This is a genomic window from Flavobacterium nackdongense (assembly GCF_004355225.1).
Taxonomy (GTDB): domain Bacteria; phylum Bacteroidota; class Bacteroidia; order Flavobacteriales; family Flavobacteriaceae; genus Flavobacterium; species Flavobacterium nackdongense.
This window is the reverse complement of record NZ_CP037933.1, coordinates 1,622,527-1,638,723: the sequence shown is the minus strand read 5'-3', so window position 1 is coordinate 1,638,723 and position 16,197 is coordinate 1,622,527. Positions and strand designations below refer to the sequence as shown.

Here is a 16,197-nt window from a genome sequence, read left to right as displayed (position 1 = left end):
AATCCAATTATTTGGAATTTGGAATTTTTTAAAATTGTAATTTCCGAATAATGAGTATCATATCACTAATCATAAAAAGAGAGTTTATTGCCAAAGTGCGCAATAAATCATTCATTGTAATGACCTTTTTAAGTCCGTTGCTTTTCGTAGGAATCGCCGTTTTTGTTGGTTTTCTTAGCACAATGAAAGCCGATACCAAAAAAATTGCCATTCACGATGAATCGGGTTTGTTTGTCAATGAATTTTTATCCTTGAATAAATCCGAAGCCGAATATAAGTACGCCGATTTTTCAGCAGTAGAGGTCAATTTCCTCAAAGACAGCATTACAAACGAAAGCTACGAAGGCCTAATTGTTATTCCAAAAGTGGCAAACGACAAGGATTTTGAAAGTAAAATTCAGTTCATTTCTAGTGAGAGTCCTAGTATTTCATTTGTAGAAAATGTACAAGATATTATTGCCAAAAAATTGACCAAACAAAACTTCGAGAAAGCGAATTTAGACACTTTGGCCATCAAAAATGCAGAGGCTAAAGTCAATATAGGTTTGGTAAAAGCATCAGGAGAAAAAACGGTCAAAGGACTAAACGAAATCAAAATTGCCATCGGCGGAGCTTTCGGATATCTCATTATGATGTTCATCATTATCTACGGCAATATGGTAATGCGCAGCGTTATCGAAGAAAAAACCAATCGCATTGTCGAAATTATTATTTCATCGGTAAAACCTTTTCAACTGATGATGGGGAAAATCATCGGAACTTCATTGGCAGGGCTACTTCAGTTCTTTATTTGGGCAATTATTGGGTTATCGATGATGCTAGTCGCCTCTTATTATCTGGGACTAGAAACCTGTCCAGCGCCCAAAATTCCGTCAGAAGCGATGCAAACTGCGCATTTACAAATGACCGGGACCGCACAAATGTATGTGCAGGAATTATGGCAAATGCCCATCGCCACGATCCTAATTAGTTTTGTAATTTATTTCATTGGCGGCTACTTTTTATTCAGTTCTTTTTATGCAGCCATCGGAGCCGCGGTAGATAACGAAACCGATTCACAGCAGTTTCTTTTGCCGATTATAATGCCATTAGTATTGGGAGTTTATATCGGTTTTTTTACCGTAATCAACGATCCTCACGGAACGATCGCTACCGTATTTTCTATGATTCCGCTCACATCGCCTATCGTAATGCTGATGCGAATTCCATTTGGAGTGCCTTGGTGGCAATTAGTGCTTTCGATTTCAATACTATTTGCAACCTTCTTTTTAGTGGTTTGGTTTGCGGCCAAAATTTATAGAGTCGGAATATTAATGTACGGCAAAAAACCATCTTGGAAAGAATTGTATAAATGGTTACAATATTAAATTCCAAATAATAAATTCCAAATTCCAATAGTTTGAATTTGGAATTTTTAAAATTTGAAAATTACGAAGTATGAGTAAAATATTAATCATCGAAGACGAAGCCGCTATCCGAAGAGTATTGACCAAAATACTTTCCGAAGAGAATGATTCGTATCAAGTCGAAGACGCCGAAGATGGAGTTGTTGGACTCGAAAAAATAAAAAACAACGATTACGACCTCGTTTTGTGCGACATCAAAATGCCCAAAATGGACGGAGTCGAAGTATTAGAAGCGGTCAAAAAAATAAAACCGGAAATCCCAATGGTGATGATTTCAGGTCACGGCGATATGGAAACGGCTATTCAAACGATGCGTTTGGGCGCTTTTGATTATATCTCAAAACCACCCGATTTGAACAGACTTTTGAATACCGTTCGCAATGCTTTAGATAGAAAACAACTCGTAGTCGAGAATAAAATTCTAAAGAAAAAAGTCAGCAAAAACTACGAGATGATTGGCGAAAGCGAACCCATCAATCGCATCAAATTGATGATTGAAAAAGTTGCTCAAACCGAAGCCCGAGTTTTGGTCACAGGTCCCAACGGAACCGGAAAAGAATTGGTTGCCCATCAATTGCACGAGAAGAGTGCTAGAGCAAACTTCCCATTAATTGAAGTGAATTGCGCTGCCATTCCAAGTGAATTGATAGAAAGTGAATTATTTGGTCACGTGAAAGGCGCTTTTACTTCGGCGGTAAAAGATAGAGCAGGTAAATTTGAAGCGGCGGATAAAGGAACCATTTTCTTGGACGAAATTGGCGATATGAGTCTTTCGGCTCAAGCCAAAGTATTACGGGCGTTGCAAGAAAATATGATTACTAGAGTGGGCGCCGACAAAGACATCAAAGTCGATGTTCGTGTCATTGCAGCCACCAATAAAGACTTGAAAAAAGAAATCGCCGAAGGTCGTTTCCGGGAAGATTTATACCATCGATTGGCTGTAATTCTAATTAATGTGCCTTCGCTGAATGAAAGACGAGACGATATTCCCTTGCTAATGGCCCATTTTGCTGAAAAAATCGCTTCTGAACAAGGAAATGCGGTCAAACATTTTTCCAAAGAAGCTATCAAATTATTGCAAGAATACGATTGGACAGGGAACATTCGGGAACTCCGTAATGTGGTCGAGCGATTGATTATCTTGGGTGGAAATGAAATCTCTGAAACTGACGTGCAATTGTTTGCTAGTAAATAAAAACTATCAAAAAAATCTAAATAATCTAAAAAAGCAAAATAAATTGTTTTAGATTTTTTAGATTTTTTAAATTCTTTAGATTAAAACATGAAACTAAAAAAAATAAACGAAAACCTTCAAGAAAACCTTCAAGAAAACGGTTTGACCGATGCCAATGAACTGCAACAAGAAACTTTTTCGACTCTAAAAAGTGGTGCCGATTGTCTAGTCATTGCACCAAACGGAAGCGGAAAAACAACGACAATTGTAATCAATGTGATTCAAAAATTGGCTGGAAGCACCGAAGAATCGCCACGTGCCTTGATTGTTGTGGAGGACAAAACCAAAGTACTCGAAATGGTGGCCTTGTTTGAATCGTATGGCAAAAATTCAGGGCTTGAAGTGTATGGTGTACACGACAAAGGCGATATGGATTACGACAAAAACTATGTTTCTACCGGTATCGATATTCTGATAGGCACTCCCAATAAACTGAATGACATGTTCAGTACGGCTGGATATAATGTCAACCGATTGCGGATGTTTATTATAGATGATGCTGATACCTTATTGAAATTGCGTCACGAAACCAAAATTATGCGCATTTCGAGCAGTATTGCCAAAACCCAACGCATCATCTTTACCGATGCTCTTACCGAAAGAATCGAAATTCTAGTCGATAAAATGTTGGTAGAACCTTATGAATTCGATTTTGAAGAAACCGAAGATGACTTTGAAGAGGATGATTCAGCAGAAGAATCAGATTTTGAAGAAGACGAAAACGATCTGGAGGAGGAAGAATAATTTTTTCAACAACAAAAAACAAACAATACTATGGGATTAATGAAAGTGTTTTCGGGAAGTGAAATTTTGGCAGTTTCCCTTAAAAGTAAAATAGAAGCAATAGGAGTGGAAACCGTCATTAGAGACAACAATCAATCCAATGTATTTCCAAGTATGGAAAATACAAAAGCAGTCGAATTATTCATTCAAGAGACTGATTTTGCAAAAGTTAATCCTGTAATTGAGGAATTCAGGTTGAGTATTTAACTGCTCCGCAAAGTCTTCGACTTTGAGGATGTGTTTTTCAGTCTCCGACTGAAGAATAAAAACAAATTAAAGTACAAGTAATGAAATATAAAATGCTAGTGGTCGATATGGACGACACTTTGTTGACCGATGACCACGAATTATCAATCGAGAATAAATCAATGCTCTTGAAAGCCCAGGAAATGGGAGTTTATGTCGTATTGGCATCAGGAAGGCCTACATCGGCAATGATTGATTATGCCAAAGAATTGCAATGTGACCTCAATAATTCCTTTATGATTTCGTTCAATGGTTCTACAATTACAGACCTAAAAGAAGATAAAATCCTTTTCGAACATTCCTTGACCAAAGAACAAATTCATTCCATTTACGATTTCAGTCAGGAAAACGATACTCATATTATTACGTATTTAGATGGGAAAATTATCAGCGAAACGAGTTCAGAGTATATTGATGTCGAAAGTACTATCACTGGATTAGAATTGGTTATTGTTCCTAGTTTTAAGGATGCCGTAACAACTTCGGCAGTGAAATGCTTGTTGCTCGAAGAACCCAGTTATCTCAAAACTGTAGAACCTTTACTAAAAAATGCTATGCCCGATTTGAGTGTCTGTATGTCGAAACCCTTTTTCCTAGAAGCCGCACCAAAGGGTGTTGACAAAGGAGCAGCGGTCGAGATTCTTGCCAAAAAGCTCAATATTCAACCAAGCGAAATTATCGCAATTGGAAATGCAGGAAACGATTTATCAATGGTGCAATATGCCGGATTGGGCGTTTGGGTCGATAATGTCGATGCCGAATTAAGAGCTTTTGCTGATGTGATTGTTGCTTCCAATAATGACCACGGCGTGGCTGAGGTGGTGAGGAGGTTTATTTTGGAATAATCATTATGGAAACTTTCCGATCCATATTTCTAAATCTATTAGTACTCTTTGGTGGAATATATTTACTATATGTTAGTTATGTTTATTTCAATCAAGGAGAAATGATCTTTATGGCAAATAAACTGCCAAAAAATTATAAGTTTGAATTCAAACAGGATTTTGAAGAAGTAAATATTCCATCATTTGATGCTAAAATACTGAATGGTTTATTATTCAAAACACCAAATACTAAAGGCTTGGTTTTTTATCTTCACGGAAACGCAGGCTCTCTCGACAGCTGGGGTTCAATCGCCAAAAATTATACTGATTTAGGATATGATATTTTTATTTTGGATTATAGAGGTTTTGGAAAAAGCGAAGGAGAAATAGAAAATCAAGATCAAGTTTATCAAGATTTAACTTTTGCGTACAATAAATTAATAACAAAATATGATAGAAATAAAGTTGTGATAATTGGGTATTCGATTGGAACTGGATTAGCAACACATTTAGCATCATTAGAAAATCCTAAAAAGCTAATTTTACAAGCACCTTATTATAATTTTATTGAGTTTTCAAGTGGAAGAGCACCTTTTGTTCCAGATTTTTTGAAGAAATTCAAATTTGAAACTAATAAATATATCGTAAAAGTAAAATCACCCATTTATATTTTTCACGGAAATAAGGATCAAGTTATTTCTTTTGATAATTCAATTCGACTGAAAAAGCTTTTGAAACCAAATGATAAAGTTTATATTTTGGATGGTGAAGACCACCTGGGAATAAATGAAAATTCAGATTTCCAAAGAAAATTGAAAGTGATTTTGGAATAATTGATTTTTTAAAACTTAAAAACAATTCTCCATCCCTAAAATTGCCCAATTCCTTATTTAAGCTATCTTTGCAGCTTTCAAAAAAATAAGAGATTTGACAACTTTTAAAAAGTTGTCAAATCTTCTAACTTCTAACTTCAAAAAATGATTACAGTCAACGATATTTCCGTACAATTTGGCGGATCCACTTTATTTAGCGACATTTCTTTTGCCATCAATGAAAATGACAAAATTGCCCTTATGGGGAAAAATGGTGCTGGGAAATCAACTCTTTTGAAAATTATTGCTGGCCAAAGCAAACCTTCAACTGGGAATATCTCTGCTCCAAAAGAAGCCGTAATTGCCTATTTGCCTCAGCATTTATTGACTACAGATGGCGCAACGGTGATGGAGGAAGCTTCGAAAGCATTCGGAGAAATCTTCTCAATGAAAGCCGAAATCGATGAAATCAACGAGCAATTAACCATTCGCACTGATTACGAAAGTGATGCGTATATGAAATTGATCGAAAGAGTGTCGGACTTAAGCGAGAAATTTTATGCCATCGAAGAAGTGAATTACGAAGCTGAGGTCGAAAAAATATTAACAGGCTTGGGTTTCGAGCGTGAAGATTTCAATCGTCAAACCTCGGAGTTTTCGGGAGGTTGGAGAATGCGAATCGAATTGGCCAAAATCCTCTTGCGAAAACCAGATTTGATTTTGCTGGACGAGCCTACAAATCATATGGATATCGAAAGTATCCAATGGTTGGAAGATTTCTTGATTAATTCGGCCAAAGCGGTTGTGGTGATTTCGCACGACAGAGCTTTTGTCGATAATATTACCAATCGTACTATTGAAGTGACAATGGGACGAATTTATGATTACAAAGCCAAATATTCTCATTATTTAGAATTGCGAAAAGACCGAAGAATTCACCAACAAAAAGCCTATGATGAGCAACAAAAATTTATAGCCGACAACCAAGCTTTTATTGATAGATTTCGTGGTACTTTCTCTAAAACCGATGCAGTGCAATCGCGTGTAAAAATGCTGGAAAAATTGGAAATTGTAGAGGTCGATGAAGTAGATACTTCGGCTTTGAGATTGAAATTTCCACCTGCTGCTCGTTCGGGACAATATCCTGTGATTGTGAAAGATATGTCGAAATCATACGGAGATCACGTGGTTTTCAAGGATGCAAATATCGTCATCGAAAGAGGACAAAAAGTAGCTTTTGTAGGTAAAAATGGGGAAGGAAAATCGACGATGATCAAAGCTATTATGAAAGAAATTGGCGTGGATAGCGGTTCGGTTGAAATTGGTCATAATTCGCAAATTGGGTATTTTGCCCAAAATCAAGCAGCCTTGTTAGACGAAACTGCTACCATTTTCGAAACCATCGATGCCATTGCCGTTGGCGATATTCGAACTCAAATCAAGAATATTTTGGGAGCTTTTATGTTTCACGGTGATGATATTACCAAGAAAGTAAAAGTGCTTTCGGGTGGCGAAAAAACGCGTTTGGCAATGATAAAACTATTATTAGAACCTGTGAATTTATTGATTCTCGATGAGCCTTCGAATCATTTGGATATGAAAACCAAAGACATCATCAAAGATGCACTTCGCGATTTTGATGGGACTTTAATATTGGTTTCGCACGATAGAGATTTTCTTGATGGTTTAGCTACGAAAGTTTTCGAATTTGGACACAAAAGAGTAAAAGAACATTTTGAGGATATATCCGGATTCTTGGCACACAAAAAAATGGATAGTATGAAAGAAATCGAGAAGTAATTTTCTTTCTAGAAATATAAAAAGTCCGATGCTTAATGTTAAAGTATCGGACTTTTTTATTGATTTTAGGCTTTTTTCAAAATGCTTTTCCTTTTGAAATACAAAGCAATATAAGATAGAACAGCACAAACCGCACCAATAATCAACAAGTTGTAAATGGCTCCGTACGTTTGCGAAAAGCTTCCTCTTTCAACAATCAAAATCCGAAAGGCTTGCAAAAAATGGGTTAGCGGAATGCTATTGGCTATGCCCTGAATCCAAACCGGCATTTGGCTTAAAGGCCAAGTAAAACCACTAAGGATAAAGCTAGGCGTTGCAACAACCATCAGTATTTCGGTTGCTTTTAGCTGGGAAGGAACCATTATACTGACCATTATTCCCATAAAACTCACTGCCAAAATAAATATTCCAGCCACAAATGTAAGTGGGAACAATTTATCAGACAGCGGAATTCTAAACCAAAATGTAAAGAGCACATACATAATCCAAATGCCAAAGCTCATTATCAGATACGGAATGATTTTGACGCATATCAATTTGAACAGTGAGGGGCATTTTTTTACTAGTTTTTTAAACGTGCCATTTTCAAATTCTGAAGCGAATGACAACGCCAATCCCAATAATAAAACTTGTTGCAAGACCGCTGCCAAAACTCCCGGCCAAAGAAAATACATATAGTTGGTACTTCGGTTGTACTTTTTGATGAAGGTTGTTTTGAAAGGTTCATATTGTGAACTAATCAGATTTTCGGGTGTACCTTGTTTTCTTAATGTTTCCATTTGAACACCTACCTTGAAAGTTCCTAGGCAAAGTTGTAAAGCAGACGAAGAATAATTCGCCGTTAAAACATTTGATGCGTTAACGATTGTTACTATTTCGGGATATTTTTTCGTAAGCACCATTTTTTCGAAACCTTTTGGAATAATCACTACGCAAGTAGCCTCTTTGTCGATGGCAATTTGTGCTAGATTATTTTGGTCATAAAGCAGGTCAGCAATACTTAGTACTTCATTGTCCTCAAACATTTGTATGGCTTTCGAACTCATTTCGCTACGGTCTTCATCCACTACGATTATTGGCAAATCGGTCACTTTTCCTTTTCCATAAACATAGCCTAGCAAAATTCCATATAAAAGGGGAGCTCCAATGAACAGAAGCCGAAGGATTTTATTTTGCCAGAACATTTTGAATTCTCTCTTGAGAAGCGCGGTGAAATCTTGCATAGTTTATAGCGTTAGGGTTACCGTTGCTTTAGTGATTAATTCCTTGGCCTCATCGGTATTTAATGGCGTTATTTTTATTTCGAATAGACTTTCCTGCATTTCAAAATCAGGATAAGCGGTTGCAATATTTCCGTAAGCGCCTAATTGTTTTATGGTAGATACGACTCCTTTAATTTCCTTTTTGTTATAAAAAACCACAACGGGTATTTCTTGACCTTTCTTGATTTTAGCCAATTTGCTTTCGGGAACTGTAAAGCGGAAATAGGTACTATTGCTTATATAACCATTAAATAAAGTATAACCCGGCAGGGCCAATTCACCCAAATTGAGTGTGATGGTTTCGATGCTCATATCTTGAGGCGCAATTACGAAACGTTCTTTGTCGGCGGTTGCTACTTCTTGTAAAGCGCCATAGGCTCGGTCTTGTTGTCCTAAAGCCATCGTCTGTTGCTCGATTCGCGCTCCTTTTTTTGCATCGTCCAGTTCTGCAATTACGGCATTGTATTGTGCCTGAGCTCCTTGATATTTGGCAAAAGCTTCGTCAAAGGTTTGTTGTGAAACCAAAGAATCTTTAAGCATATTACTAAGTCTTTTGATTGATTTTTGGGCGAATTCATATTGCTCTTTTAAACCCATTTTTTTGGCTTCCAATTGTTTCAATTGATTTTCGGTAGCTCCTTTAACCGCCATCGAATATTGTGCTTTTGCACTAGTAACTGCGCCTTGAGCTTGACTTTTTTTAGCATCCACTTCTGGAATATCTAGAATGGCCAGCGTATCTCCTTTTTTAACAAAATCGCCTTCTTTGACAAATATTTTTACAATTTTACCCGGAATCTTGCTTACCACCGTAATCTGTTCGTTTTCTATTTTGCCCTGGATAATGGTTTTGTCCTTGGTTTTATCACAGCCGATCAATAGAAATAAAAAGAATAGTATTTGGATTGATTTTTTCATAGCATTTATGTTTAACTTTTTATAAAATGGGAGCGTATAACTAAAAAAAATAAAAAATTATTTGTCTAACTTTTTAGACAATTCACCAGTTGCAATAACGGTTTCTATAGCCGCTAATCGTTGTTCGATTATGGTGTTTACTTTATTTACAGCACTTTTGAAGGAGTCATTTTCGGCTTCTAGTCGTTCAGAAATCGTGATCAAACCCTCTTTATATTGTTTTACGGCTAACTTCAAATTGTTGGCTGCTACTTTTTCTTGCTGGGCTGTGATGTCAATTTTTTGATTTAAAACTGTATAATTTACATAGTTGTTTTCTAATAATAAACCCAGTTTTTCTTTGGTATCGTCGATTTGATTTTGTACTTGTTCGATATTGATTTTGGATTCGTGTATTTTATGCTTTCTTTCAAAACCTGCAAAAAGTTCCCATTTCATTCCCGCACCAATTATCCAATTGTTGCTTATGGTGAGGTCGTTTAGTCCCAAATACAGGGCTTCGTTGATGCCCGTAATGACTTGAGTGGTCGCTTTGGCATCGAATAAACTCGAGTAGGTCAGTCCACCAAAAGCGCCTAATGTAGGTAAATAAGTGCCTTTTTCTTTTTTTAATAAAAATTCATAAGCAGATTTAAAGGATTCTAATGCTTTGATTTCTTGCTTATTTTCGGTGCTTAAATTTTGATCTGCTATAATGTAAGGAACTAGTGAATAGCTAACTTGTTCAATTTCTGTTGGATTGTAACCTGTTAAATAAGTTAATTTTTTGTACACCAATTTTCGTTTACCTTCTAGTTCTATTTTTTTGGAATCCAATTCTAAGCTGGCTAATTTTATTTTATCTCTGTCATACGGGACGGCTAATCCTTGTTCGATGGCTTTAGTTACTCGTTTTGTTTCCGTTTCCAATCGAAGGCTGCTGTCGTTTATCAGTTTTTCGATGGCGGTTAAAAGTGATAATTGATCGAATGTGTTGATTACCTCTTTGATGATGACATCTTTTTCAGCCTCTTTTAAAAATTCGGTTCCTTTGGTTTTTTCTTTGATTGCTTTGGCACCATTTTCTATTTGTAAACCAGTAAATAAGATGGTTTTCGCTATTATACCAGCATTGAAAATATTGCCGTAATTATCGAAGGATGTTTTGCCATCAAAAACGGGAGCGCCAGGAATCGGTATTGAAGCGGAGATGGGAAGATTGACCGATAGTTTATTGTCAAAATACAAATATTCTGCATTGGCTTCAATTCTGGGGATGTATTTGTTCCAAACACCTTTTTCTTGTAACTCTAATTTTTCAATTTCAAGTTCTTTGTTTTTGATGGAACTACTTTTTGTTAAAGCTTTATTTATGGCTTCTTCAAGAGAGGTAGAAACCACTATTTGTGAAAATGAATTGGCAACACAAAAACAAAAAGTAACTATAAAGAGGATCTTCTTATTCATAACAACTATTTTTTAGATAAAATAAGCAGTAACAAGGGATTGCTAATGTAATGAAAAAAAGAATATCCTAAAGTTAGTCAATTGTTAAGAGCGTTTTTTTTTTTTAACTAGTTAATTCGTAGCTGTCGCCAAAAGAGTAATCAGACCAACAAAAAATATAACAATTTAAGCGCGGTGGTTATAGTGTTGTAGGATTCTGTTAAAAACGAAGAAACCGTCTTGAAATGCTTCAAAACGGTTTCGTTGTTTAATTTTTAAAACTATTTTTAGTTCTTGCTATCCGAAGCTGCCATATCTCTAATGCAGACAAATTTGCCGTTTCTTTTTTCGAATAAACTGAAATAGTTTCCGCTACCGGTTGTAGTATTTGTTGAATCCACTAGTTTGAATTGACCAATTTCAGTGACATTAATTCCATCGTTCGATACGTGTACCTCGGTTGTGGTAAATGAAATTTTGACACCTTTTTTCAAACTTTCCATATCCTTTTTTAGGTATTCAATAATAGAATCTTTACCTGTTATAGGTTCTCTTCCGATAAAAAAACTTTTTGCATCATCGGCATAATAGGTAATGCTATCGGTATTTTTCGCATTGTAATGTGCTGCAAAAGTATTTTCTATAGCCTGAATTTCCATTTTTATTTGTTCTTTGTCAACTACCGGAGCAGCAGTTGTTTCTTCTGCTTTTTTATTGCAAGAAATACTTAAAGTGGTCAAAAAGACAAAAGCACCTAAAATTAAAACCTTGTTTTTCATGATTATAGTTGATTAAAATTATTTGATAAGTTGATGTTGAAGAGGTTATTGCTAACAAATTTAATTTATTAATTGGTAAGTTTTTGTTTTTTTTAGGTTTTTTTATGCCAAGCCATACATTGAATATATTTTTAAATGAAATTTTTTTTAAATCTGCTTGCGAGTTGAGACCTACTGTTTAATATTTTAGAGTTATTTTGAAGTATAAAAAGTAATTATTTGTAATTTAGCATAATTATGAAAGATCATTAATAGAAAAACTATAAAAATAAAAAGATGAAAAATAAGTTTTTAGCAATCGCGATAGTACTAACAAGTTTGCTCTCTTCTCCCGTATTTGCGCAAAGCAAGGATGAGCCTGTAACCTTGGGTTTGCCCGGAGATGATTTGGATTTATATGCTGTAATGGAAGTTTTTCAAAAATCAAAAACCATAGAGGGGTTTGAGAAATCAATAAATGAAAAAGATTCAAAACTCAATAATCTTGATTTAGACAAAGATAACAAAGTCGATTTCATTAAAGTAATTACCAATAAAGATGGTGATTCTTTCGAATTTATTTTGCAGGTTGCGGTGAGCAAAACCGAAAATCAGGATGTAGCAGTTATTTTGGTATCAAAAGATAAAAGCGGTCAGGTTTCTGTGCAAATCGTAGGAGATGAAGATATGTATGGCAAAAATTATGTGATTGAGCCCAAAGGGTCAACTTCAGGTGGAACGGCGAATCCAGCGTATACTGGCGGAAGCTCTGAAACGATGAATTTGCCAGCTCAATCTACGACCACGACAACAGTGGTTCAATCCGCGCCGATTGTACAGTATGTGTATTCCCCCGCTTATGTTCCGTATTATCCGCCCTATTATTATGGATATTATCCTCCTTATTATTTTCCAATTGTGCCTATTGCACGCGCTATTTTTTGGGCTAATAATTGGGGTTGCCACGGCGGATATTATGGTGGATACCACGGTTCGGTCAATATCAATATCAATCACATAAATCATTATAATAATTATAATAATAATTCGAGAAATAGGTCCAATACAGTGGCCAACAATAAGGCCAATGGCAACTATGGTAATCGTCCAGCAACGGGAAACAATGGGAACAGAGCCAATAATGCTTCAACCCGACCTGCTACAGGGAATGCATCTGTGAATCGTCCTTCGGCAGGGAATTCAGCTTCAACCCGACCATCTACCCGACCATCGACGGGGAATTCGGCGGCTACAAGACCCTCAACAAGGCCTACAAGTCCATCAGTTTCGCCCTCAGATCGTCAATCATCTGGTGGTGCATCCAATTATTCTCGTCCTTCTACGTCTAATAATTCTTTTAATAGTGGTAGTAGTAATCGCAGTAGCAATCGTAGTAGTGGAGGAGGTAGTAATTATAGTGGTGGCGGACGTAGCGGTGGTTTTAGTGGTGGCGGAATGCGTGGCGGCGGCGGAAGAAGATAATTGTAACTCTAATTTGTTTGTAAAAAAAAAGGAGGCTGTTTTAAACGAAACAGCCTCTTTTTTTATATTCTTATTCCCGGCGGAAGTAATTCTTTATAGACAGGATTCTTTTTGAAGAAAACTACAATTTTCGGAAGGATGGGAACAACTTTCAATTTTCGTTCAATAGCAATTGCCATTATTTCTTTGAGCACATTCGAAATGAACAATTCGTCCTCAAAAGCATCGGGAATATTGATTTTCGTTAAGAATATTTTTTTCTCTTGAAATGAATATTCCACCGTTACTAAGCCTTGTTCGGTTGTGGTTTCAAATTGTCTGGCAAAGGTATTGTCTTTAATTTCTATAAGCACTGCGGTTTCCATACTAGTATATTTAATTATTTGGCGCTACTGCCAAAGCTGTTTTTAAATCAGAATTGATTGTAAGGGGGCGAAATCAATGTTTTGTTTTTTGAAGAAAAAAACTTTTGCAAAGGTAATGATTTGATATTCAATTTCAAACGATTTTGATAGGTATGTCGGTCTGAGAATTTCTTTGTCAGGCAATACTCATAATGTTTGGATGTATTTTAAATTAAATGGTTTTACTGGAAATGTTGTGAACTTTTTTTACCATAAAGTTTTTATTTTTAGAAAGCTTTGCTTTTGCATAGTATTCACAGCACTATGTGCAAAAAGAATTTTCTATGTCAATCTTTTTTAACAATTTCGACTTCTTTTCTATGTGGTTTAAATTAATTTCAAATTTATTCTAACACAAAACCCAGTAGAACCAATTAAATCAAGAAAATAGGTTAAACGATTAGTTGTTTTAATTTATTGCTAAAATTGGGTTGAAATGCATTTTGGTTCGAATAAAAAAATTAATTTTATGCGCAATTCATCATTTAGTTTAAATTATAATTATGGGTAAAATTCCAGTTTATTTTATGCCGGGATTGGCGGCGAGTTCGACTATTTTCGAGAGGATTGTGCTTCCGGATAATCGTTTTGAGATAGTGCTTCTTGAATGGGAAATTCCAGTGGATAATGAAACTTTGGTTGATTATGCCAAACGAATGGCTTCTAAAATTACACATCCCCATCCGGTTTTGATCGGTGTTTCTTTTGGTGGGATTTTAGTACAGGAAATGTCGAAATTTATCGAGGTTCGAAAAGTAATTATCATTTCGAGCGTCAAAACCAATTTGGAATTTCCTAAAAGAATGAAAGTAGCCAAGGCGACCAAAGCCTATAAATTGATTCCAACTCATTTGATTGCTAATATCGAAAGTCTATCTGCGTTTTCATTTGGAAGTAAAATCAATCAACGTCTCAAATTGTATGAAAAATTTCTGCGGGTTCGGGACAAGCGTTATTTAGATTGGGCGGTAGAACAAGTTATTTTGTGGGAAAGAACCGTGGCAGACGGCAGCGTAATTCATATTCACGGTGATCAGGATGATGTTTTTCCGATAAAAAATATTCGAAATTGTATTGTTGTCAAGGGAGGGACACATGTGATGATTCTTACCAAATACAAATGGCTGAATGAAAATTTGCCGAAAATCATTTTGGAATTAAAAAATTAGCCACGAATTACAAGAATTTTCACAAATTGAATTAGTGGAAATTAGTGTAATTCGTGGCTTAATTGATAGCTCTTGCTGTGAATTAGATTTTCTTCATTTGCTCCTTCATCATTTTAATCTGATCGGTGAGCATGTTTTGTTTGTCTAATTTTTTCGCCTCATTCAATAAATTGGTCGCTTCGAGCTTTCTTCTTCTAGACATTGCAATTCCGGCTAGATTCAATTTAGCTACTGCCAAATCCATATCCATAGACAATCCGAGTTCGATGGCTTTCTTAAAGAATTTTTCAGATTGATTAATGTTGGTTTGCGACAGCATAATTCCGTGCAAATAATTGAAATAACCTTGCTGTTTTCGGACCAAAGCCCCTTCGGGATTTTTGATGTAAGCCAACCATTTTTTGGCTCCTTCGAAATCTTGTTTTCTTAATTTTAGAAAGGCCAAAAGAATGAATTCGTTTTTGAAATAAAGGAAAATTGGAAAAGCAGTCAATAATATAAGGAAAATTCCATTGCCAATATTAGATTCTGTAAATTGCCAAATCGCTGCAACTACCAGAAGGCCAGCGATAATAAGTTTAATATTCTTGTGAAACATAGTATGTAGATTTATAAGAGCAAAGATAGCAAAAGGAATTAAAAAAAAAATTATAAAACCACTTGCCAGAAATAAAAGTCTTTGTATATTTGCACTCGGTTTTGGAATAACGGAATCCAAAACAATCTAAGACACATAAATACATTTTTTAAAGATACAAAGCAATGAGCAAAAGAACGTTTCAACCATCGAAAAGAAAAAGAAGAAATAAGCACGGATTTATGGACAGAATGGCTTCTGCAAATGGAAGAAAAGTCCTAGCTCGTCGTAGAGCCAAAGGAAGACACAAATTGACAGTTTCTAGCGAACCAAGACATAAAAAATAATGATTTTATAAAAATCAAAATTTAGCCGTTACTTTTTTTAGTAACGGCTTTTTTTAAACTTATTTTTTAAAATTGTAACTTTGTAAAAAAATAAAGTGTATGGAAGTTTTAAAACCACAAAATAGAAGTACCGATGAAATTATTCGCTATTTGTTAGAAATAAAAAAGCAAATAGTAGAAGAAAGTAAATCATTTGCAAAAACAGAAGATTTTCAAGTTATTAGACAGAAATTGAAAGAGTTAAATAAAAAAAATGAGCTATAATTTTTATTTTGAAGGAGGTCAAAATAATAGTTATTTCTTTGAAACGGTTGAAGGAATACTGTACGAAGTCATTTTTAAGTTTACGCCTTATCTGTTTGATTTAAAAAATGTTGAAATAATTGAAAACACTTTTGAATTTTCACTTTTATTGAAATACAATCCTAATTCAAAATTGCCTTCCAATGATAAAAAAATAGGAGCCACTGTCGTGGCTATTTTTATGGATTTTTATGCAAAAAGAAGCAAAGCAATTTCCGTTTATATCTGCGATTCAGCAGATGGAAAAGAGTTAGTCAGAAAAAGAAAGTTTGATCAATGGTTTCTAGAATATAATGATGAAACATTTGTAAAAGTGGATGAGATGTTGGTAGATAAGCACAATAATAAATTCCCAATATCTTTAATTTTTTCAAAATCAAATCCATACAGAATAGAAATTTTTGAAGCATTTGTTCAAATGTCGATGAATAATAGAAAATAAAATAA

At 35.2% G+C, this 16,197-nt stretch carries 18 protein-coding genes; 12 read left to right on the top strand and 6 right to left on the bottom strand.

Annotated elements, in window-relative coordinates:
* The first annotated feature begins 50 nt into the window (after positions 1-50).
* The 7 genes from E1750_RS06935 (at position 51) to abc-f (ending at position 7,105) form a co-directional block, all read left to right on the top strand.
* Positions 51-1,367 (top strand): ABC transporter permease, encoded by a 1,317-nt coding sequence (locus E1750_RS06935; protein WP_133276076.1) that lies wholly within the window; start codon positions 51-53, stop codon positions 1,365-1,367.
* A 70-nt stretch (positions 1,368-1,437) separates the two neighbouring features.
* Complete coding sequence (locus E1750_RS06930) at positions 1,438-2,601, top strand: sigma-54-dependent transcriptional regulator (RefSeq protein ID WP_133276075.1); 1,164 nt, start codon at positions 1,438-1,440, stop codon at positions 2,599-2,601.
* An 87-nt stretch (positions 2,602-2,688) separates the two neighbouring features.
* A complete protein-coding gene (locus E1750_RS06925) occupies positions 2,689-3,384 on the top strand; it encodes a DEAD/DEAH box helicase (RefSeq protein ID WP_133276074.1) in 696 nt (231 codons plus the stop codon).
* A 30-nt stretch (positions 3,385-3,414) separates the two neighbouring features.
* Positions 3,415-3,630, top strand: a complete 216-nt coding sequence (locus E1750_RS06920; protein WP_133276073.1) for a DUF2007 domain-containing protein — start codon at positions 3,415-3,417, stop codon at positions 3,628-3,630.
* Between the two features lie 80 nt (positions 3,631-3,710).
* The gene (locus E1750_RS06915) at positions 3,711-4,514 is read left to right on the top strand and encodes a Cof-type HAD-IIB family hydrolase (protein ID WP_133276072.1); all 804 of its coding nucleotides are present in this window, start codon (positions 3,711-3,713) and stop codon (positions 4,512-4,514) included.
* 110 nt (positions 4,515-4,624) lie between these two features.
* Positions 4,625-5,326, top strand: a complete 702-nt coding sequence (locus E1750_RS06910; protein ID WP_227873975.1) for an alpha/beta hydrolase — start codon at positions 4,625-4,627, stop codon at positions 5,324-5,326.
* 144 nt (positions 5,327-5,470) lie between these two features.
* Complete coding sequence (gene abc-f / locus E1750_RS06905; protein WP_133276070.1) at positions 5,471-7,105, top strand: ribosomal protection-like ABC-F family protein; 1,635 nt, start codon at positions 5,471-5,473, stop codon at positions 7,103-7,105.
* A gap of 65 nt (positions 7,106-7,170) precedes the next feature.
* On the opposite strand, the gene E1750_RS06900 is transcribed toward abc-f, so the two are convergent.
* From E1750_RS06900 to E1750_RS06885, 4 genes are all read right to left on the bottom strand, one after another.
* Positions 7,171-8,328 (bottom strand): ABC transporter permease, encoded by a 1,158-nt coding sequence (locus E1750_RS06900; protein WP_133276069.1) that lies wholly within the window; start codon positions 8,326-8,328, stop codon positions 7,171-7,173.
* 3 nt (positions 8,329-8,331) lie between these two features.
* Positions 8,332-9,285, bottom strand: a complete 954-nt coding sequence (locus tag E1750_RS06895; RefSeq protein ID WP_133276068.1) for an HlyD family secretion protein — start codon at positions 9,283-9,285, stop codon at positions 8,332-8,334.
* Between the two features lie 57 nt (positions 9,286-9,342).
* Entirely contained in the window at positions 9,343-10,731 is a 1,389-nt protein-coding gene (locus tag E1750_RS06890) for a TolC family protein (RefSeq protein ID WP_133276067.1), read from the bottom strand.
* Between the two features lie 266 nt (positions 10,732-10,997).
* On the bottom strand, positions 10,998-11,489 hold the full coding sequence (locus E1750_RS06885; RefSeq protein WP_133276066.1) for a YybH family protein: 492 nt from the start codon (positions 11,487-11,489) through the stop codon (positions 10,998-11,000).
* A 276-nt stretch (positions 11,490-11,765) separates the two neighbouring features.
* Between E1750_RS06885 and E1750_RS06880 the strand changes: the two genes are divergently transcribed.
* Positions 11,766-12,950 carry a hypothetical protein gene (locus E1750_RS06880; protein ID WP_133276065.1) on the top strand — a complete coding sequence of 395 codons (1,185 nt, stop codon included), beginning with the start codon at positions 11,766-11,768 and terminating at the stop codon, positions 12,948-12,950.
* A 62-nt stretch (positions 12,951-13,012) separates the two neighbouring features.
* Here the strand turns inward: E1750_RS06880 and E1750_RS06875 are convergent, their stop codons facing one another.
* The gene (locus E1750_RS06875) at positions 13,013-13,297 is read right to left on the bottom strand and encodes a GNAT family N-acetyltransferase (protein ID WP_133278093.1); all 285 of its coding nucleotides are present in this window, start codon (positions 13,295-13,297) and stop codon (positions 13,013-13,015) included.
* 560 nt (positions 13,298-13,857) lie between these two features.
* Here E1750_RS06875 and E1750_RS06870 point away from each other — a divergent pair.
* Positions 13,858-14,523 (top strand): alpha/beta hydrolase family protein, encoded by a 666-nt coding sequence (locus E1750_RS06870; RefSeq protein WP_133276064.1) that lies wholly within the window; start codon positions 13,858-13,860, stop codon positions 14,521-14,523.
* Positions 14,524-14,605: 82 nt separating this feature from the next.
* On the opposite strand, the gene E1750_RS06865 is transcribed toward E1750_RS06870, so the two are convergent.
* On the bottom strand, positions 14,606-15,121 hold the full coding sequence (locus E1750_RS06865) for a DUF2892 domain-containing protein (protein ID WP_133276063.1): 516 nt from the start codon (positions 15,119-15,121) through the stop codon (positions 14,606-14,608).
* Positions 15,122-15,285: 164 nt separating this feature from the next.
* Here E1750_RS06865 and rpmH point away from each other — a divergent pair, with 164 nt between their 5' ends.
* The 3 genes from rpmH to E1750_RS06855 all read left to right on the top strand — a co-directional run bounded on the left by rpmH (position 15,286) and on the right by E1750_RS06855 (position 16,192).
* Positions 15,286-15,447 carry a 50S ribosomal protein L34 gene (rpmH, locus tag E1750_RS06860; protein WP_008464848.1) on the top strand — a complete coding sequence of 54 codons (162 nt, stop codon included), beginning with the start codon at positions 15,286-15,288 and terminating at the stop codon, positions 15,445-15,447.
* 99 nt (positions 15,448-15,546) lie between these two features.
* Positions 15,547-15,711: a hypothetical protein gene (locus tag E1750_RS17725; RefSeq protein WP_165698014.1), complete on the top strand. Its 165-nt coding sequence runs from the start codon at positions 15,547-15,549 to the stop codon at positions 15,709-15,711.
* Positions 15,701-16,192 carry a DUF6169 family protein gene (locus E1750_RS06855; protein WP_133276062.1) on the top strand — a complete coding sequence of 164 codons (492 nt, stop codon included), beginning with the start codon at positions 15,701-15,703 and terminating at the stop codon, positions 16,190-16,192. The genes E1750_RS17725 and E1750_RS06855 overlap by 11 nt, the downstream gene beginning before the upstream one ends.
* The last annotated feature ends 5 nt before the right edge of the window (positions 16,193-16,197 follow it).